Raw genomic sequence first — 19,284 nt, forward strand, 5'->3', positions numbered from 1 at the left:
ATGACCGCACTTTGATAAACAAATGGGGCTAGTCGTCTTTTAAAAATCGTGCATAGCGTTGTAATTTGAGATTGTGAGCAATCATGACTCGGATTCGACCGTCAAAGACCAAGACGGCTAAAAGCACGATACCCGCAACGAAGTTATTCCAGTAAGCCGGTACTTTAAGAAGAACCAATATAGAATCAATTTGAATGAGGAAATAGGCGCCAAGCACCGCACCGATTAAGTTACCGGCACCACCTAACAAACTAATTCCGCCCAATACGCAAGCGGCTATCGCTTTCATCTCTAGCCCATTTCCGGTTGAGTTTGGCACGAATCCGATTTGAGACGTGAACACAATACCGGCGATGGCTGCCATTAAGCCATTTATCGCAAAGGCAATAATTCTGACCCGATTAATCGGTACGCCAAGTTGCATTGCACCTTGTAAATTGTCTCCCACAGCATAAAAATACCGTCCGGTTGAGCATTTTGTTAAGAAATAGTAAGTGGCTAGAATGATGAGAATTAATATCCAGCCAATAACGGAGATATTCAGAAAAATCGGGGCCGATAAGGTTTTTAGGTCTTGCGGTAAACCTTCAATCCATTTCCCACCTGTGATCAATAACATCATTCCTTTATATAAACCTAATGTTCCCAAGGTTGCCACAATAGCAGGGATTCGTAAGAGCGTAACTAATACGCCATTCAGTAATCCGGCGGTTAAACCGCAAAGTAAAGTGAGGGTAAAGGCACTTGCAAGTCCGAATCCGGCATTGAGCAGACTCCCGACAATAACTGCACTTAATCCCATTGTGGAACCGACTGATACATCAATATTTCGCGTTAAAATGACAAAGGTTGCGCCAATTGCCAGTAAAATCACGATTTGGGCTGAATTAAAAATCATCGTGAGTGTTTGCAAATGAAATCCGGCACCAACAAATCCTAATAGGGCAAACAGCAAACCGATAGCAATTAAAATGGTCAATTCGCGATTATCTTGAATGAGTTTCCACATATTTTTCTCCTTAATGCCCATTGCTACCAAATGCCATTTGCATAATGTTTTTAGTGTTAATTTGTTCTCCGCATAATGATTCGCTGATTTGTCCGTCATGCATAACCAATACGCGATCAGACATTTGTTCTATTTCCTCTAAATCTGAGGAAATAAATAAAACGGCAACATTTTGTTTTGCAATATTTTTGATTAATTGATAAATATCCGCTCTAGCGCCAACATCTACCCCACGTGTTGGTTCATCAACAATCAATAATGAAGGATTCGCCTCTAAACATTTTGCGATAAGTACTTTTTGTTGGTTTCCGCCGGAAAGTGTCCTGACAGCTTGTTGTTCATCTGAAAATTTAATTCCGATTGCGCGGTGGTAACGTTCTAAGATTGCGCTTTCTTTTGAGGTGTTTAGCCAAAACCCTGTATCGTTGTAGGTTAGCGCACACACATTCCAAGTGAGTGATGAATCAAGGTATAACCCCGAGGTTTGACGATCTTCGGGAAGATATACAATCCCTTTATGGAGCCGTTCTTTGATAGAGAGAGGATTGATTTCTTGATTTTCAAACAGAATTTGACCGCACTTTGATTGACGTAAACCATATAAGGTTTCTGCTAATTCCGTTCTTCCTGCTCCTACTACACCGGCAAGACCTAGAATTTCACCGGGATAAATATCAAAGGAAATGTTTTTAAACCCTTCTCCGGTCAAATGATGAACTTGTAGAAGTGGGCGATCTGTTGTTTTTATTCGTTGGTGCCCCGGAAGCTCAAGCCATAATTTTTGAGCTTCGCTAAGTGGTGAGTTTTTGGCTTTTGGTGTAATTGCTTTGATAACGTCATCTTTATTGATTTCATCAATCTTTCCATTAAGTGCAATATAGCCGTCACGCATAACACTGATTCTATGCGATATTTGCCAGACTTCCGGTAACTTGTGGGAAATAAAGACGATACCCACGCCTTTTGTTAGTAAGGAATTAATTTTTTTAAATAAATTATCGGTTTCAATTGGCGTGAGGGACGCGGTTGGCTCATCCAAAATAAGAATAGAGGCATCGCGCATAAGCCCTCGCATAATTTCCACTAATTGTTGATCGGCAACTTCAAGAGAACCTGCCTGCATATCAAGTTTGAGGTGTGAGTTTAGTTCTTGTAAAAGTGCGGTCAGTTTTTCAGTTGTTTTTGCATCCCGGGATAAACCAAATAAAATGTTTTCCTTCACCGTTAAATTAGGAAATAAAAGAGGTTCTTGGGGAACTAAATAAATACCGAGTTGATGCGCTTTGTGAGGGGAAAGTCGGTTTTGTTGCGAACCATGAATAATGAGTTCACCGCAGTCCTGTGGGTGAATGCCGGCGATAATTTTCATTAATGTCGATTTTCCTGCGCCATTCCCTCCTAATAACGCATGAACTTCACCTTCAAAAAGGGAAAAATTAATCTCTTTCAAGACTTCAATACCGGAAAATGATTTGCCAATGTTATGCGCTGAAAGAAGACATTTTTGAGTTTTATCACACATAATCTCACCATACTGAATTAACAAATGTAATTTAAATTAATCATTTGTTCATAACTCTATCTGAAAAGATGAGAAAAAACAGTGATCAATCTCACATAATTGAATATTTTTTGATCTTTTATGGTTTGTATTCAAGAAATGTGAGCTTGTTCACGTTTTTGTAAAAATTAAGAAAAGAACAATTGATAAAATTTTTAAACAAATGAATAATATCAGACAAAGAAGGAATGAAATATGAATGAACGAATAGACGATAACGGTGAATTTTCCCAAAACATGACGGAAGAAGAGCTGCTTGCCAGAATGGCGTGGTTTTATTATCACGATAATTTAACGCAGAGTGAGATTGGGGAAAAATTAAAGCTACCTCGCTTAAAAGTTTCCCGATTATTAGAAAAAGCCCGGCAATTAGGAATCATTAAGGTACAGATTAACTCTCGTTTTACCGGTTGTTTTGAGCTAGAAGAAGCCTTACAACAACATTTTCAATTAAAGTATATTCGTATTTTACCGGCATTAGAACAGCATGAAATTAATGAGCGTTTAGGTGTTGGAGCGGCTCAGATGTTGATGTCATTAATGAAACCAAATCAAGTTTTAGCGATTGGTTTCGGTGATACGATTATGAAGACATTAAAGTATGCAAGTGAGTTTATTACCCACAATAACATTAAATTGATCACCTTATCAGGTGGGGTGGGGCCTTATATGAAAGGGATCGGGCAATTGGACGGTTCCTGTTCTGTAAGCATTATTCCTGCTCCTTTACGTGCGTCCTCCATTAAAGCAGCAAGGTTATTTAAGCGTGAAGCCTGCGTTCGTGACATGATGCTTGCCGCGTGCAGTGCCAATACGGCAATTGTTGGTATAGGAGCAACTCGCCAAAAGGGGCAAGCGACATTGCTCCGTTCGGGCTATATCACGGAGGAAAAACAGCAAATTATCCGTAACCAGGGCGCGGTAGGGGATATTTTGGGCTATTTTATGCGTAGAGACGGAAGTTTGCAGCCTGATATGCCATTACATGAAGAACTGATTAGTGTACCGCTTGAAAATCTAAAGAAAATTTCTAATGTCGTTGGTGTTGCGGGCGGAGAAGATAAGGTGGAGGCGATTTTAAGCGCATTGCAGGGAAATTATATTAATTCATTAGTCACAGAAGAAAACACGGCTCGAATGATGTTAACGCAGTTGGTTTAGCAATAAAGGGCTTATTTTCTTCTTAATTGAAAGGAGAAAATGATGAATACACCGCAAGCAATTTATTTAATGGCATTAGATGCCGGAACGGGGAGTGTAAGAGCGGTTATTTTTGATATAGAAGGTAATCAGATTGTCGCCGCTCAACGAGAATGGACGCATTTGTCGGATCCTAATATTCCCGGCTCTATGGAATTTGATTTAAAAAATAATTGGCAATTAACTTGTGAATGTATTCGTCAAGCTTTGCAACAATCGCAAATTCAAGCTGGACAGATTGCGGCGATTTCTACTTGTTCAATGCGTGAAGGTATTGTGCTTTATGATGAACAAAAACAACCGATTTGGGCATGTGGCAATGTAGATGCGCGTGCGGTAGAAGAAGTCAAAGAGTTAAAGACGCTTTATAACAATACATTTGAATCCTATTTATATTCTATTTCCGGTCAAACTTTAGCATTAAGTGCTGTGCCTCGTTTATTATGGCTCGCTCACCATCGACCTGATATTTATCGTAAAACGAAAGCGATTTCAATGATTAGTGATTGGTTGGCATTTATGCTGAGTGGGGAGTTGGCAGTTGAACCATCCAATGCTGGTACGACAGGGATGTTGGATTTAAAAACTCGTCAGTGGTCGGCTGAGTTACTGGATATGGCAGGACTTGTATCGGATATATTAACACCGGTAAAAGAAACCGGGACATTGCTAGGTAGTGTAACGGCAGAAATAGCCCGTCAAACAGGATTAACACAGGGAACGCCTGTTATTGTTGGTGGTGGCGATGTTCAACTGGGTTGTATCGGTTTAGGTGTGACTGAGCCTGAGCAGGCGGCAGTGATCGGGGGTACGTTTTGGCAACAGGTGGTGAATTTACCACATCCTGTAACGGATCCTGAAATGAATGTTCGTATTAATCCTCATGTTATTTCACCTTTAGTTCAAGCCGAATCAATTAGTTTTTTTACCGGATTAACTATGCGTTGGTTCCGAGATGCTTTTTGCGATGAAGAAAAGCGGCTGGCTGAACGATTGGGGACGGATGCTTATGCACTTTTAGAACAAATGGCTGAAAAAGTACCGGTTGGATCTTATGATGTAATTCCTATCTTTTCTGATGCGATGCATTTCAAATCTTGGTATCACGCTGCGCCTTCTTTTATTAATCTTTCTATTGATCCTGATAAATGTAATAAAGCGGTTCTATTCCGTGCATTAGAGGAAAATGCCGCGATAGTGTCTTCATGTAATTTGGAACAAGTACAAAAATTTTCCGGTGTAAGATTAACCTCTATTGTGTTTGCCGGTGGAGGCGCAAAAGGAAAATTATGGAGCCAAATTTTATCTGATGTAACAGGTTTGACGGTTAATATTCCGGTTGTGAAAGAGGCAACAGCATTAGGTTGTGCAATTGCAGCAGGTGTGGGGGTAGGTATCTATGCTTCCTTATCTGAAGCCGGTAAAAAACTGGTGAAATTTGAGCGTCAACATCAACCGAATGCCGACAATCATAGGTTATATCAAGCCCATAAATCTCGTTGGCAGGATATCTATAAGAAACAATTACAATTAGTCGATAACGGATTAACAACATCATTATGGAAAGCTCCGGGTTTATAAAAATATATGAGAAAATAACCGCACTTTTTGTATATTTTTGAATAAATACCTTGCAATCTGTTTTGGTTTTATGTAGTATTGGCGGGCTTTCAGTTTGAGAAGCCGTTTAATGTAATCATTTATTAAACGTGCGCAACGATATGTTGCGTTAAACAATGTTTCCGATTTGGAGACTATATAACAGGTAACTTGCACCTCCTTTTCTATGTTTGAAGTTAGAATTGTGATTGGTGTTAGTTTTTTTATTAGCTAAATTTTATTGGAGCTCTGGTCTAATGCAGAACCAAAGAATCCGTATCCGCTTAAAAGCGTTCGATCATCGTTTGATCGACCAATCTACTGCGGAGATCGTAGAAACAGCTAAACGTACCGGTGCGCAAGTTCGTGGTCCGATTCCTTTACCAACCCGTAAAGAACGTTTCACCGTGTTGATCTCTCCACACGTGAACAAAGATGCTCGTGACCAATACGAAATTCGTACTCACAAACGTTTAGTCGATATCGTAGAGCCAACAGAAAAAACTGTTGATGCATTAATGCGTTTAGATTTGGCTGCCGGCGTTGACGTGCAGATCAGCCTAGGTTAATTAAGAGGTTATTACAATGATTGGTTTAATCGGTCGTAAAGTTGGTATGACCCGTATCTTCAATGAAGACGGTGTGTCAGTACCGGTTACTGTTATCGAAATTGAAGCCAACCGCGTAACTCAAGTTAAAACTCTTGAAAACGATGGCTATACTGCAGTTCAAGTTACTACAGGTTCTAAAAAAGCGAATCGTGTAACTAAGCCTGAAGCAGGTCATTTCGTGAAAGCAGGTGTTGAAGCTGGTCGCGGTTTATGGGAATTTCGTACTGAAGGTGAAGAATTCACTTTAGGTCAAGAAATCAATGTTGACATCTTTGCAGATGTTAAAAAAGTAGATGTTACCGGTACTTCTAAAGGTAAAGGTTTCCAAGGTGGTGTTAAACGTTGGAATTTCCGTACTCAAGATGCAACCCACGGTAACTCTTTATCACATCGTGTCCTTGGTTCTATTGGTCAAAACCAAACTCCGGGTCGTGTGTTTAAAGGTAAAAAAATGGCAGGACATTTAGGTGCTGAGCGTGTAACCGTTCAATCACTTGAAGTTGTTCGTGTAGATGCTGAGCGTAAATTGCTATTAGTAAAAGGTTCTGTACCTGGTGCTATCAATGGTGATGTTATCGTTAAGCCGGCAGTTAAAGCATAAGTCTAGGAGATAGAGATGGAATTACAAGTTGTAGGTGCAAATGCACTCACTGTTTCTGAAACTACCTTCGGACGTGAGTTTAACGAAGCGTTGATCCACCAAGTTGTTGTTGCTTATGCGGCAGGTGCTCGTCAAGGTACTCGTGCTCAAAAAACTCGTGCTGAAGTGTCTGGTTCAGGTAAAAAACCTTGGCGTCAAAAAGGTACAGGTCGTGCGCGTGTTGGTGATATTAAATCTCCAATTTGGCGTTCTGGTGGTACAACCTTCGCGGCAAAACCACAAGATCACAGCCAAAAAGTGAACAAAAAAATGTACCGTGGTGCAATTAAAAGCATTCTTTCTGAATTAGTTCGTCAAGACCGTTTAATGGTTGTTGAGAAGTTTGAAATTGATGCACCAAAAACTAAAGTTTTAGTACAAAAATTAAAAGATTTAGCAGTTGAAGATGCGTTAATTATCACAGCGAGTTTAGATGAAAATCTATTCTTAGCAGCACGTAACTTATATAAAGTCGACGTACGTGATGTACAAGGTATCGATCCGGTAAGCTTAATCGCTTTCGATAAAGTGATTGTTACTGTTGATGCTGTGAAACAAATTGAGGAGATCTTAGCATGAGTCAAGAACGTTTGCTGAGCGTGCTTCGCGCACCGCATATCTCTGAAAAAGCAACCAACAATGCTGAAAAATCTAACACTGTTGTACTTAAAGTTGCTTTAGATGCGAACAAAGCTGAAATTGCTGCTGCTGTTGCTCAATTATTTGAAGTAAAAGTAGATTCTGTTCGTACTGTGGTAGTTAAAGGTAAAACCAAACGCCGTGGTACTAAAATGGGTCGTCGCAGCGACTGGAAAAAAGCTTATGTAACTTTAGCCGAAGGCCAAAATTTGGACTTCGTGGACAGTGCAGAGTAATCGGAGGAAAATAGAGAATGGCTATCGTAAAATGTAAGCCGACCTCCGCTGGTCGTCGTCACGTTGTTAAAATCGTGAACCCTGAATTACACAAGGGTAAACCTTACGCACCATTACTAGATACTAAATCTAAAACCGGTGGTCGTAACAACTATGGTCGTATTACAACTCGTCACATCGGTGGCGGTCATAAACAACACTACCGTTTAATCGATTTCAAACGTAACAAGTTAGATATTCCGGCGGTTGTTGAGCGTTTAGAATATGATCCAAACCGTTCTGCTAACATTGCTTTAGTGCTTTATAAAGATGGTGAACGTCGTTATATTTTGGCACCTAAAGGTTTGTCAGTGGGCGATCAAATTCAAGCTGGTGTAAACTCTCCAATTAAAGTGGGTAACGCATTACCAATGCGTAATATTCCAGTAGGTTCAACAGTACATAACGTTGAATTAAAACCGGGTAAAGGCGGTCAAATTGCCCGTTCTGCCGGTGCCTATGTACAAATCATTGCTCGTGAAGGAAACTATGTGACTTTACGTTTACGTTCCGGCGAAATGCGTAAAGTATTAGCAGAATGTGTTGCGACAATTGGTGAAGTTGGTAACTCAGAGCATATGCTTCGCGTATTGGGTAAAGCGGGTGCGAGCCGTTGGAGAGGTATTCGTCCGACCGTTCGTGGTACTGCAATGAACCCGGTAGACCACCCACATGGTGGTGGTGAAGGTCGTAACTTTGGTAAACACCCTGTTACTCCATGGGGCGTTCAAACCAAAGGTAAGAAAACTCGTCACAACAAACGTACTGATAAATATATCGTACGTCGTCGTGGCAAATAATAGATTAAATTAAAGAGGATTAGCCATGCCACGTTCTCTCAAGAAAGGTCCTTTCCTTGACCTACACTTGTTGAAGAAGGTAGAGAAGGCGGTGGAAAGCGGGGATAAAAAGCCAATTAAAACTTGGTCCCGTCGTTCAATGATCATTCCATCAATGATCGGATTGACCATCGCAGTCCATAATGGTCGTCAGCACGTTCCTGTTTATGTATCTGATGAAATGATCGGTCATAAATTAGGTGAATTTGCACCGACTCGTACATACCGCGGTCACGCGGCAGATAAGAAAGCTAAGAAATAAGAGGTAAAGAGATGGAAACTATCGCAAAACATCGTTACGCTCGCACTTCTGCCCAAAAAGCTCGCTTAGTTGCCGATTTAATTCGTGGTAAAAAAGTTGCGCAAGCTTTAGAGATCTTAACTTTCACTAACAAAAAAGCGGCGTCTTTAGTGAAGAAAGTTTTAGAATCTGCTATCGCAAACGCAGAGCACAATGATGGTGCAGATATTGATGATCTTAAAGTTGCTAAAATCTTCGTAGATGAAGGTCCTAGCATGAAACGTGTTATGCCACGTGCTAAAGGTCGTGCAGATCGTATTTTAAAACGTACTAGCCACATCACAGTGGTTGTGTCAGATCGTTAATCAGTAGGAGAATAACAATGGGTCAAAAAGTACATCCACATGGTATTCGCCTAGGTATTGTAAAACCTTGGAGCTCTACTTGGTTCGCGAATACAAAAGACTTCGCTGACAATCTTGAAGGCGATTTCAAAGTACGTCAATTCTTAAATAAAGAATTAGCAAATGCTTCAGTTTCACGTATTACTATTGAGCGTCCGGCGAAAAGTATTCGTGTAACAATTCACACAGCTCGTCCGGGTATCGTTATCGGTAAGAAAGGCGAAGATGTTGAAAAATTACGTAACGCAGTATCTAAAATTGCTGGCGTTCCTGCTCAAATCAACATTGCTGAAGTGAAAAAACCTGAATTAGATGCGAAATTAGTTGCAGAAAGCATCGCTTCTCAATTAGAACGTCGTGTAATGTTCCGTCGTGCAATGAAACGTGCGGTACAAAGCGCAATGCGTTTAGGTGCGAAAGGTATCAAGGTTGAGGTTAGCGGTCGTTTAGGTGGCGCAGAGATCGCACGTTCAGAATGGTATCGTGAAGGTCGTGTACCTCTTCATACTCTTCGTGCGGACATCGATTATAGCACTGCAGAAGCTCATACAACTTACGGCGTAATAGGCGTAAAAGTATGGATTTTCAAAGGTGAGATTCTTGGTGGAATGGCTGCCGTTGCGCAATCAGAACAACAACCTACCGACAAGCCTAAAAGAGCACCGCGCGGTAAAGGTCGTAAGTAAGGAGAAACGCTAAATGTTGCAACCAAAACGTACAAAATTCCGTAAAGTTCACAAAGGCCGCAACCGTGGTATCGCGGGTGGTACTGAAGTTAGCTTCGGTACTTACGGTTTGAAAGCTGTTGGTCGTTGTCGTTTAACTGCCCGTCAAATTGAAGCGGCACGTCGTGCCATGTCACGTGCAGTAAAACGTCAAGGTAAAATCTGGATCCGCGTGTTCCCTGATAAACCAATCACTGAAAAACCATTAGAAGTCCGTATGGGTAAAGGTAAAGGTAACGTTGAATACTGGGTAGCCTTAATCCAACCGGGTAAAGTACTTTATGAAATGGACGGTGTGTCTGAAGAAGTGGCAAGAAACGCATTTGCATTAGCAGCTGCGAAATTGCCGGTTAAGACCACCTTCGTAACTAAGACGGTGATGTAATGAAAGCTCAAGATTTACGTACAAAAAGTGTTGAAGAGCTGAATGCTGAATTATTAAACCTTCTAGGTGAACAATTCAAGTTGCGTATGCAAACAGCCACCGGTCAGCTTCAACAAACCCATCAGGCTAAACAAGTGCGTCGTGATATTGCACGTGTAAAAACTGTATTAACCGAAAAGGCGGGTGAGTAATGACTGATAAAATTCGTAGCGTACAAGGTAAAGTTGTTAGCGACAAAATGGAAAAATCTTTTGTTGTCGCTATTGAACGTAAGGTAAAACACCCGTTATACGGTAAATTTATCCGTCGTACAACAAAATTACACGTACACGATGAGAACAACGAAGCCAAAGTTGGTGATACCGTAGAGATTCGCGAATGTCGTCCTCTATCAAAAACCAAATCTTGGACCTTAGTTCGTGTTGTTGAAAAAGCGGTTATCGCTTAATTCACAATAAAAGATAAAAGCCAATGGTTACGCCGTTGGCTTTTTTATATCCCGCTTTAAGTTGATTCTATCCTTTTATATTCATTGATATTTCTCCTTTGTTTTGAAGAATAAGCCACACAAAGTGCGGTTAAAAATGTCTGTATTTTTTAATTCGTATTTACGATCGTCTTTCCTTTTGTTAAAATCCTCCTTCAATTGATATTAATTCTCAATTATTTTTTTAAGGATTGGACAATGCCTCAACTTTTTGAATTTTTACAACAATACAGTGATTACATTATTATCGGACTTTTACTTTTGATGAGCGTATTGATGCTTGCAATGGTTATTGAACGTTTTATTTTTTTAACGAAAATCAATGTCAGTAAGTATGTCAATATCCATGCTTTAGATATCGATTTAAACAGAAATATGACCATTATTTCCACAGTAGGTGCAAATGCCCCTTATGTGGGATTACTGGGTACAGTAATCGGTATTTTGTTAACCTTTTATCAAATCGGTCAGGGGGGCGGTGATGTGGATGCTGGAGAAATTATGCTCCACCTTTCTTTAGCTTTAAAAGCGACCGCACTTGGTATCCTGGTGGCAATTCCGTCCATGGTATTTTATAACGGTTTAAATCGCAAAATTGAAGTGAACCGCTTAAAGTGGAAAGTGTTAAATTCCCAAAAAGATAAGGAATAGTCGTGAAAAAATTTGATGAAATTAATATTATTCCTTTCATTGATATTATGTTGGTGTTGTTAGCAATTGTGTTGATTACCGCATCATTTATTTCACAAGGTAAAATTCAAGTGAATGTGCCGAAAGCAAGTAGTGCAGTCGCTTTTAAATCAGATGAACTGGCAAAGCTTTTGACGGTTACTGCCAAAAGTGAATTTTATTTTAACGATAAGCCTATTTCACAAGAGGCATTGGAGGCCGAGATTAATCAATGGAATAAAGAACAAAAAGTAACGTTAAAAATTGATGCGGAAGCGAGTTTCCAAGACTTCGTCACGATTACCGATTTACTTTCCAAGAATGAAATTAAAAATATTGCGATAGTATCAATGAAAGATAAAACCGGAAATTCAAAAGCGACAATCAAGGATGCAGCGAATAAATAGGAAAACTTATGCAACAAGCTAAACGTTCATTCTTAGGTTTACTTATTTCCCTTTTTGTTCACGGATTAGTCGTAGGTATATTACTTTGGAATTGGCATAAACCGAGCGATAGTGCCAATAATCACACGGGAGAATTGGCGACGACAATTTCTATGGAAATGTTGCAAGGAATGCGTATAGTAGAACCTACTCCGGAACCTGAGCTACAAAAAGCCGAACCAGAGTTACCAAAAGAAGAGGTAGTGGCAGATCCGACTAAGAAACCAGAACCTGAAAAGAAAAAAGAGCCGGAGAAAAAAATAAAAGAAAAAATAAAGCCACCGAAAGAAAAATTGAAGAAAGAAATAAAATCTGTTGAAAAGAAACAGATCTTACCAAAAGATTTGCCTGTGGGGGAACGTAATGTCAATGCTGCATCTTCTGCAAATTCAAAAGCGACTACTACCGGTGTTGTGAATAGCCGATCTGATATGGTTGGAAGCGGCACAAATACCAACGAAATTGCAGCCTATAAAGCCGCACTTTATCGTGAAATAGAGCGCAGAAAACAATATCCGACACGAGCGAAAATGATGCGTAAGCAAGGGGTTGTTCATATTTCGTTTAATGTGGGAAATGATGGCGTGCTGAGTGGTGAAAGTGTTGTGAAATCCTCGGGGGATGAAAGTTTAGATAATGCGGCATTAAAAGCCGTGCAAAGTGCAAAATCGGTAGGGCCTAAACCGACCGGTTTTGCTGGTAAGATGTCTGTTCCAATTCGATTTAGCTTGCAATGATAAAAAGCAGAGTGTGTTCTCTGCTTTTTTTATGAAATTTTTTAGTGCCGATAACTGGTTTGCTTTATTAATGGCGGCGAAGATTACTAATCCTAGATTTTAACCGGAATGGCTTGGGTAAACTCAATAAAGAAGCGGAATCATATTGGCTTACCGGAATTGAATGTCCAATATATTCTTCAATTGCAGGTAAGTTCATCGCATATTCTTCACAGGCAAAACTAATAGAAACCCCGCTTTCGCCCGCACGGCCGGTACGCCCGATTCGATGGACATAATCTTCCCGATCATCAGGTAAATCATAATTAAATACATGAGTTACATCCGAAATATGTAAACCGCGTGCGGCAACGTCGGTTGCCACTAAAATATCTAACTGACCACTAGTAAATTGTTTTAGTAAGGAAAGACGTTTTTTCTGAGCAATATCTCCGGTGAGTAATCCTACGCGATGTCCATCTGCTGCTAAATAACCCCAAATTTCCTCACAGCGATGTTTTGTATTGGCGAACACAATACAGCGTTCAGGCCATTCTTCCTCAATTAATGTCAGCAATAACGCCATTTTGTCATTATTTGACGGATAAAATAATTCTTCTTTAATTCGATGTCCTGTTTTTTGTTCCGGCTCAATTTCAATGTACTCAGGATTATTCATATCTTCAAAGGCGAGTTCACGCACTTTATACGAAAGCGTAGCGGAAAAAAGCATTGTAAGGCGATTTTGCGGAGAGGGGCATTTACGCAGCAGATAACGAATATCGCGAATAAAACCAAGATCAAACATTCGATCCGCTTCATCCAGCACAACCACTTGAATCTGGTCCAAATGAATTATGCCTTGCTTAACATAATCGATAACACGTCCTGTTGTACCAATCAAAATATCTACGCCTTGTTCAATGACTTGTAATTGTTTGTCATACCCCTCGCCCCCATAAGCAAGTGCGGTCTTTAATCCGCTCATTTTTGATAAGGTATTGGCATCATTGTGAATTTGCACCGCAAGTTCACGGGTTGGGGCAAGAATTAAAGCTTGCGGTTGGTTATAACGAACGTGAGTTTGGGGATTTGTGAGTAAATGATGAAAGGTTGCCGTTAAAAAGGCTAGGGTTTTACCCGTGCCGGTTTGTGCTTGTCCCGCAACATCTTTTCCTTGCAACGTAATTGGCAGGGAAAGTGCTTGAATTGGTGTGCAATACTCAAAGTTTTTGCTTTGCAATGCTTTTAATACAATTGGGTGTAAAGCGAAATCCGCAAATCGTTGGCGGCTTAGATGATTTTGTTGCATAAAAATAATGTCTTTTGAAAAATTGCTCCTAGAATAGCATGAGTGGAAAAATTCCCAAAAGAATATGCACCTTTTATGCCTGATTTTCTGAGATTTAGCGAAGGGAGTTGGAGACAGTAGTATTTTTAGTCGAGAATAAAAAACCTACTTAATAAATTAAGTAGGCAATTTGGAAAGTTGGTTTACTTCTTATCAAAAGTATCCATTAACCCATACCATATTTTTTTAATTTTTTGCGTAACGTACCACGGTTGATACCAAGCATATTCGCTGCACGGGTTTGGTTACCGCGGGTGTATTGCATAACCATATCTAACATAGGGTGTTCAACTTCCGATAATACTAATTCGTAAAGATCATTCACATCTTGACCATCTAATTGTGATAAATAATTACGCAATGCTTGTTTTACAGAATCGCGTAACGGTTTATTAGTGACTTGTGATTGAGCGTTTAACACTGAAACGGTTAACGCTTCAGACGGACTACGTTGTTGTTCTAACATTTCTCTCTATCCAAAATTGAATTTAAAAACTCTTCCAACACAATAAGCTGTTCTTTCGGATCACTAATCGTGTTAAAAGTCTGTCTAAAAACGGAATCGGGTTGAATTCCCTGTAAATACCAAGCAACGTGTTTGCGTGCGATACGATAACCTTTCTGTTCACCATAGAATTGATGTAATTCTTGAATATGATGCAAAATTTGACCGCACTTTTCAGTTAAACTTGGCGTTTGAATTATCGAATCATGCTCAATGAAGCTATCCACTGCTTGAAACAGCCATGGATTACCGAGTGCGGCACGACCGATCATAATTGCATCAGCACCTGTGTAATCAAGCACTGCCTTTGCTTTTTCAGCAGAATCAATATCGCCATTTGCAATTACAGGAATTGAAATTGCGTGTTTGACTGCACGAATGTTGTCGTATTCTGCTTCACCTTCAAACAGGCATTCTCTTGTCCGCCCGTGAATGGTTAAAGCCTGAATACCGGATTGTTCGGCAATTTTACCGATTTGCACACAATTTCGATTGGATTTATCCCAACCGGTACGAATTTTCAACGTAACAGGTACATCAACGGCATTGACGACTTCCCGTAGAATATTTTCCACCAGTTCAGGAAATTGCAATAAGGCGGAGCCTGCGAGTTTGCGATTGACCTTTTTCGCGGGACATCCCATATTGATGTCAATAATTTCCGCGCCATATTCCACATTAACGGCAGCAGCTTGTGCCATTTCCAGTGGATCGGAACCGGCAATCTGTACGGCATTAATCCCTAAATCATCACTATGCGCTAAACGAAGTTTGGATTTTTCCGTATGCCAAACTTGTGGATTGGTAGACATCATTTCGGAAAATGTCAGCCCGGCACCATAATGTGCACAAAGATGACGAAAAGGCTTATCGGTAATGCCGGCCATAGGCGCAAGTAAAACGCGATTTTTTAATTGGTATGAACCGATTCGCATTTTATTTTTACCACCTAAGTTAAGCCTAAATCCAGTATTGTCGCTGTTATTGAGAAACGGGGCGACAACCGACAAGGCGTGCTATGATACGCATTTTCCCCTCGTTTGCAAGCAGAAATTTGTTCAAAAAATACGCTTTTTTGATTGACAAAAAGAAATTAACGGGTTTTTAGTTTACCCGTAATGCGGCTCCATTCTTCACGTACCGCTACAGGATCTAAACTAAAGGTTTGTGCGTAGGTGTCGCATACGGATTGAGCTTGCGTTTCCAAAATACCGGATAAACCAAGCACACCATTTTCTTTTACGAGTTGGCTAATCACCGGATAAAGTTCTTTTAACGGGCCTGCAAGAATGTTGGCGACAACCACGTCTGCTTTAAGATTTTCCGGTTTTTCATGGGATAAAAAGAGCAGAAGTCTATCTGCTACACTGTTTTGTTCTGCATTATTACGGCTGGCAAGAATGGCCTGCGGATCAATATCAATACCAATCGCACTTTTCGCCCCCAGTTTTAATGCCGCAATGGCTAAAATGCCAGAACCGCAACCAAAATCAATGACTGTTTTACCGGTTAAATCTAAACCATCCAACCATTCTAAACAGAGTGCCGTTGTCGGGTGTGTACCGGTACCGAATGCCAAACCGGGATCGAGCATAACATTCACGGCATTCTCATCGGGCACATCACGCCAACTTGGGCAAATCCATAAGCGTTTGCCAAATTGCATTGGATGGAAATTATCCATCCATTCCCGTTCCCAATCTTTATCTTCAATTTGTTCGATTTTATAGGCAGTATCTGTATCCAAATGCCCCGCTTGTTTGAGTAAATCGACAATTTCCGTCATATTGGTTTCCGCATCAAACAATGCCACTACATCGGTATTACCCCAAAGGCGGGTTTCTCCGGGTAGAGGTTCAAAAATCGGCGTATCTTGGCTATCCATAAAAGTAACGGAAACGGCACCGATTTCTTCGAGAAAATCGCTCATTTTTTCTGCTTTTTCATTTGTGCTATTTAGGCGAATTTGAATCCAAGCCATGTGTTTTCCTTAATACTGTAAAATGGGGTCATTATACCGATTTTTTCAAAAATTTCGGTAGTAAAGTCGAGCCTAAGGTGGCAAACATAATAAGGGTAATACCCAAAGTGGTAGAAAATGAGAGGGTTTCACCCAATAACACCACGGCAAATAAAATACCGAATAAAGGTTCAAGGGAAACCAAAATACCGGAAAGATTGGCATCTACGCTGTTTAATCCCTTATTCCACAGCCAGTAAGCCAGCCAGCTACAACCGATAGCGAGATAGAATAAGCCGGCGATACCGTAACCGTTTAAGTTTATTTCCCAACTTTCCGTCAGAATGAGTGTGAAAGGGAGCGTGGTGATCGTTCCTAATACAATACTGACCGCTGTGTAGGCTTGTGTAGAGACTTTTGCTACAACGGCACCTGTCCAACGTAATATACTAGCAAAAATTATGCCGGCACTTAGCACTAACAAGCAGCCGAACAGGCTGATTTCATTGATTCCTTTGTTGTTTTGCCCACCATTGATCATCACGGCAACCCCTAAAAATGCGATAGCACCGAATAACCAATGAAACCATTTAGCTTTGTCTTTAAAAAAGAAATGGCCGACAAATACTACCAATAATGGTTCAAGCCCGATCATCGTGACTGCACTAGAGGCGGAGGTGTATTTTAAGCCGATAAATTGCAATAAGAAAACTGCCGTATAGTTAAAAAACGCCAGCCACCAAAGTTGTTTACGCATTGGCTTGTCAATTTTTTTCCAACGGCGTAAAAAGAGAGGAAAGACGAAAATCATCGCAATAATCAACCGCACTTGGACGACAAGCACGGGATCCATCATCGAATAGGTGAATTTTGCTGCGATAAGCGAACTGCTCCAAAGAAGCAAGGCGATAATTTGATAGAGCATTATTCTTTGTTTATTTGTAGGGACACACTATGTGTGCCCAGTAATAGCATATTGAAAAATTTAATTTTATTCCGGACACACGCAGTGTGTTCCGACCACATAATACCAGTTTATTCCTAAAGTGCGGTGACAAAAAACAAAGTTTTTTGAACGTTGGCTTTGCCAACGGCTCCAAAGGAGTGAATAAATCACTTTAGTGATTTATGAATAATTTTTCCGCTGTTTTTTCAATACGAATCTCGCCCCATTTATTTCCCACCAAGAATGCAATTAAACCAAACGTTAGTGCTGGCACAATTTGATGGAAGCCAAGGAGTTTTATATCCAGTTGGGTGAGCAAAATATAACTGCCTAAACCAGCGATCATCGAGCTTAATGCACCGTAAGCATTGGCTTTATCCCAATAAATTCCCAACACGATCACCCATAAAAAGGTAGCTTCCAATCCGCCAAAAGCGAATAAGTTTAGCCAGATGATCATATCTGGTGGATTGAGTGCGGCAAAAATTAAAAGTGCGGTCAGAATTAGGGTAATTATTGAAGAAAGATAGCTGATTTTTTTCTCATTTTTAGCTGCATTCGGTTTAGCGGAAAGATATAAATCTTTGACAAAAATCGAGGACGATTGAATCAGTTTCGCATCAATAGTGGACATAATGGCAGACATTGGGGCGGCTAAAAAAATCCCTGCCACGATAGGTGGAAGCACCTGCAACATTAAAGTGGGAATAACCTGATCGGCAATGGTTAAATCCGGTATAATGGCGCGCCCTAATGCACCGGCTAAATGCATACCAAACATAATGAAAGCCAATACGATAGTGCCGATTAACATACCTTGATGCAAAGCTTTACTGTCTTTGAATGCCATCGCCCGCACTGCCGTGTGGGGCAATCCCACTACTCCAAAACAGACTAACACCCAAAAGGATGCCATAAATTGAAATCCGAGCATATCGTTCGGGCCGTAAGGGCTGACTAGAGCTGGATCAATTTCGGTTAATTTATTGACCGCACTTTCTACTCCTCCAAGGGCATAGATTGTACCGCCAAGTAAAATAATCGTGCCGACAATCATTACTGTACCCTGAATCGTATCGGTGAGCACCACCGCCCGAAAACCACCAATAAAGGTATAAATCCCCACGGTCAAGGCAAAAAGTAACAGCGCTTGCGTATAAGAAATCCCGATCGTGGTTTCAAGCAATCGTGCACCACCGATAAATTGCACTGTCATTGCAGCGAAGAAAGCGAGTAACAAAGCAAGGCTTGAAAGCCAGACAAGGTATTTATTTTTATAGCGATAAAGAAACAGATCATTGATGGTCAGCGCATTGGTTTCCCGTGAAAGGAGGGCAAATTTTTTGCCTAACACCCCTAAAGCAAGCCAGACTGCCGGCACTTGGATCATAGCAAGTAATACCCAACCTAAGCCATATTTATAGGCTGCCCCCGGGCCACCGACAAAGGAACTGGCACTGGCATAGGTGGAGGCGGTCGTCATTGCAAGAACAAAACCGCTCATAGAGCGGTTGCCCACATAATATTCCGTTAAAAAATCCCCTTTGGTTCGTTTCACATAAGCATAGATCGCGGCACCAAACACAAAAGCAAGATAGATGATCAAAGGAAGAATAATACCAAGATTCATTATTTATCCTCCTTTTCATTGATTTCTAGCGACATATCCTGATAGACGATTTTTATCACCCAGTAACCGATGACAATAAATAAAATAGGTAAATAAAGACAGGAAAGTTCAAACCAAAGGGGAAAACCAATAGGCCCTTGCGTTTCTTTCGGTAAGTAAGCACATAAGCACCAGCCAATTACGTATAAGACGGTGAGCCCTAATGCCCATCTTGCTTCCTTAGTCGCTTGCTTGTATCGTTGTGTGAGTGTCATAAGCAATATCTCCTTAAAATGTTTTGCTCATTTTTAGTATATGCTATCACTATATTGGTTTTTAGGAATATAGATTTTAAAACAAAAAGAGCGGTCAAAAATTTACAAGATTTTTGAACTACATTTTCTGTCTATATGATGCCCCGCTCCTATAAAATAGGAAACACCATCGATATTTGCCCTTGATGCTAA

General features: G+C 40.5%; 25 protein-coding genes. 16 read left to right on the forward strand and 9 right to left on the reverse strand.

The genetic code is table 11. The features are described from left to right. Window positions 1–28 precede the first annotated feature (28 nt). The gene (gene lsrC / locus BKK52_RS01645; RefSeq protein ID WP_077473787.1) at window positions 29–1,009 is read right to left on the reverse strand and encodes an autoinducer 2 ABC transporter permease LsrC; all 981 of its coding nucleotides are present in this window, start codon (window positions 1,007–1,009) and stop codon (window positions 29–31) included. Between the two features lie 10 nt (window positions 1,010–1,019). Continuing rightward, window positions 1,020–2,531: an autoinducer 2 ABC transporter ATP-binding protein LsrA gene (lsrA, locus tag BKK52_RS01650; protein ID WP_077473786.1), complete on the reverse strand. Its 1,512-nt coding sequence runs from the start codon at window positions 2,529–2,531 to the stop codon at window positions 1,020–1,022. Between the two features lie 234 nt (window positions 2,532–2,765). Between lsrA and lsrR the strand changes: the two genes are divergently transcribed. From lsrR to BKK52_RS01730, 16 genes are all read left to right on the forward strand, one after another. Continuing rightward, on the forward strand, window positions 2,766–3,731 hold the full coding sequence (gene lsrR / locus BKK52_RS01655; protein WP_077477695.1) for a transcriptional regulator LsrR: 966 nt from the start codon (window positions 2,766–2,768) through the stop codon (window positions 3,729–3,731). Between the two features lie 69 nt (window positions 3,732–3,800). Continuing rightward, window positions 3,801–5,351 carry an autoinducer-2 kinase gene (gene lsrK, locus BKK52_RS01660; protein ID WP_423227662.1) on the forward strand — a complete coding sequence of 517 codons (1,551 nt, stop codon included), beginning with the start codon at window positions 3,801–3,803 and terminating at the stop codon, window positions 5,349–5,351. A gap of 275 nt (window positions 5,352–5,626) precedes the next feature. Continuing rightward, window positions 5,627–5,938: a 30S ribosomal protein S10 gene (gene rpsJ / locus BKK52_RS01665; protein ID WP_001181005.1), complete on the forward strand. Its 312-nt coding sequence runs from the start codon at window positions 5,627–5,629 to the stop codon at window positions 5,936–5,938. Between the two features lie 16 nt (window positions 5,939–5,954). Next, window positions 5,955–6,581 carry a 50S ribosomal protein L3 gene (rplC, locus tag BKK52_RS01670; protein WP_077421871.1) on the forward strand — a complete coding sequence of 209 codons (627 nt, stop codon included), beginning with the start codon at window positions 5,955–5,957 and terminating at the stop codon, window positions 6,579–6,581. Between the two features lie 15 nt (window positions 6,582–6,596). Next, complete coding sequence (gene rplD, locus BKK52_RS01675; RefSeq protein ID WP_077436054.1) at window positions 6,597–7,199, forward strand: 50S ribosomal protein L4; 603 nt, start codon at window positions 6,597–6,599, stop codon at window positions 7,197–7,199. After that, window positions 7,196–7,495: a 50S ribosomal protein L23 gene (gene rplW / locus BKK52_RS01680; RefSeq protein ID WP_018356228.1), complete on the forward strand. Its 300-nt coding sequence runs from the start codon at window positions 7,196–7,198 to the stop codon at window positions 7,493–7,495. Before rplD ends, rplW begins: the two co-directional genes overlap by 4 nt. 17 nt (window positions 7,496–7,512) lie before the next feature. Beyond that, window positions 7,513–8,334 carry a 50S ribosomal protein L2 gene (gene rplB, locus BKK52_RS01685; protein WP_077421875.1) on the forward strand — a complete coding sequence of 274 codons (822 nt, stop codon included), beginning with the start codon at window positions 7,513–7,515 and terminating at the stop codon, window positions 8,332–8,334. A gap of 25 nt (window positions 8,335–8,359) precedes the next feature. After that, complete coding sequence (gene rpsS, locus BKK52_RS01690) at window positions 8,360–8,635, forward strand: 30S ribosomal protein S19 (protein WP_005539416.1); 276 nt, start codon at window positions 8,360–8,362, stop codon at window positions 8,633–8,635. Window positions 8,636–8,646: 11 nt separating this feature from the next. Continuing rightward, window positions 8,647–8,979 carry a 50S ribosomal protein L22 gene (gene rplV / locus BKK52_RS01695; protein WP_018356230.1) on the forward strand — a complete coding sequence of 111 codons (333 nt, stop codon included), beginning with the start codon at window positions 8,647–8,649 and terminating at the stop codon, window positions 8,977–8,979. Between the two features lie 17 nt (window positions 8,980–8,996). Next, a complete protein-coding gene (gene rpsC, locus BKK52_RS01700) occupies window positions 8,997–9,704 on the forward strand; it encodes a 30S ribosomal protein S3 (protein WP_077421877.1) in 708 nt (235 codons plus the stop codon). A 13-nt stretch (window positions 9,705–9,717) separates the two neighbouring features. Beyond that, entirely contained in the window at window positions 9,718–10,128 is a 411-nt protein-coding gene (rplP, locus tag BKK52_RS01705; RefSeq protein ID WP_005625890.1) for a 50S ribosomal protein L16, read from the forward strand. After that, entirely contained in the window at window positions 10,128–10,319 is a 192-nt protein-coding gene (gene rpmC, locus BKK52_RS01710; protein WP_018356233.1) for a 50S ribosomal protein L29, read from the forward strand. The genes rplP and rpmC overlap by 1 nt, the downstream gene beginning before the upstream one ends. Beyond that, window positions 10,319–10,576 (forward strand): 30S ribosomal protein S17, encoded by a 258-nt coding sequence (gene rpsQ, locus BKK52_RS01715; protein ID WP_005625886.1) that lies wholly within the window; start codon window positions 10,319–10,321, stop codon window positions 10,574–10,576. Before rpmC ends, rpsQ begins: the two co-directional genes overlap by 1 nt. 237 nt (window positions 10,577–10,813) lie before the next feature. Further along, window positions 10,814–11,266, forward strand: a complete 453-nt coding sequence (gene exbB / locus BKK52_RS01720; RefSeq protein ID WP_077421879.1) for a TonB-system energizer ExbB — start codon at window positions 10,814–10,816, stop codon at window positions 11,264–11,266. A 2-nt stretch (window positions 11,267–11,268) separates the two neighbouring features. After that, on the forward strand, window positions 11,269–11,691 hold the full coding sequence (exbD, locus tag BKK52_RS01725) for a TonB system transport protein ExbD (protein WP_077421881.1): 423 nt from the start codon (window positions 11,269–11,271) through the stop codon (window positions 11,689–11,691). Between the two features lie 8 nt (window positions 11,692–11,699). After that, the gene (locus BKK52_RS01730) at window positions 11,700–12,467 is read left to right on the forward strand and encodes a TonB family protein (protein WP_077421883.1); all 768 of its coding nucleotides are present in this window, start codon (window positions 11,700–11,702) and stop codon (window positions 12,465–12,467) included. Window positions 12,468–12,534: 67 nt separating this feature from the next. Here BKK52_RS01730 and rhlB read toward each other — a convergent pair whose 3' ends face one another. From rhlB to BKK52_RS01765, 7 genes are all read right to left on the reverse strand, one after another. After that, a complete protein-coding gene (gene rhlB, locus BKK52_RS01735; RefSeq protein ID WP_077473783.1) occupies window positions 12,535–13,758 on the reverse strand; it encodes an ATP-dependent RNA helicase RhlB in 1,224 nt (407 codons plus the stop codon). A 205-nt stretch (window positions 13,759–13,963) separates the two neighbouring features. Continuing rightward, window positions 13,964–14,263 carry a DNA-binding transcriptional regulator Fis gene (fis, locus tag BKK52_RS01740; protein ID WP_077414529.1) on the reverse strand — a complete coding sequence of 100 codons (300 nt, stop codon included), beginning with the start codon at window positions 14,261–14,263 and terminating at the stop codon, window positions 13,964–13,966. Then, window positions 14,257–15,237, reverse strand: coding sequence for a tRNA dihydrouridine synthase DusB (gene dusB, locus BKK52_RS01745; RefSeq protein WP_077477698.1), 981 nt, complete (start codon window positions 15,235–15,237; stop codon window positions 14,257–14,259). The genes fis and dusB overlap by 7 nt, the downstream gene beginning before the upstream one ends. A gap of 158 nt (window positions 15,238–15,395) precedes the next feature. Next, window positions 15,396–16,283 carry a 50S ribosomal protein L11 methyltransferase gene (prmA, locus tag BKK52_RS01750; RefSeq protein ID WP_077421887.1) on the reverse strand — a complete coding sequence of 296 codons (888 nt, stop codon included), beginning with the start codon at window positions 16,281–16,283 and terminating at the stop codon, window positions 15,396–15,398. A 31-nt stretch (window positions 16,284–16,314) separates the two neighbouring features. Continuing rightward, window positions 16,315–17,187, reverse strand: a complete 873-nt coding sequence (locus BKK52_RS01755) for a DMT family transporter (RefSeq protein WP_077421888.1) — start codon at window positions 17,185–17,187, stop codon at window positions 16,315–16,317. Window positions 17,188–17,380: 193 nt separating this feature from the next. Next, the gene (gene panF / locus BKK52_RS01760; protein WP_077477700.1) at window positions 17,381–18,838 is read right to left on the reverse strand and encodes a sodium/pantothenate symporter; all 1,458 of its coding nucleotides are present in this window, start codon (window positions 18,836–18,838) and stop codon (window positions 17,381–17,383) included. Continuing rightward, the gene (locus tag BKK52_RS01765) at window positions 18,838–19,092 is read right to left on the reverse strand and encodes a YhdT family protein (RefSeq protein ID WP_077421280.1); all 255 of its coding nucleotides are present in this window, start codon (window positions 19,090–19,092) and stop codon (window positions 18,838–18,840) included. The genes panF and BKK52_RS01765 overlap by 1 nt, the downstream gene beginning before the upstream one ends. Between the last annotated feature and the right edge of the window lie 192 nt (window positions 19,093–19,284).

The organism is Rodentibacter trehalosifermentans, from assembly GCF_002000545.1.
In the GTDB taxonomy this organism is placed as follows: Bacteria; Pseudomonadota; Gammaproteobacteria; order Enterobacterales; family Pasteurellaceae; genus Rodentibacter; species Rodentibacter trehalosifermentans.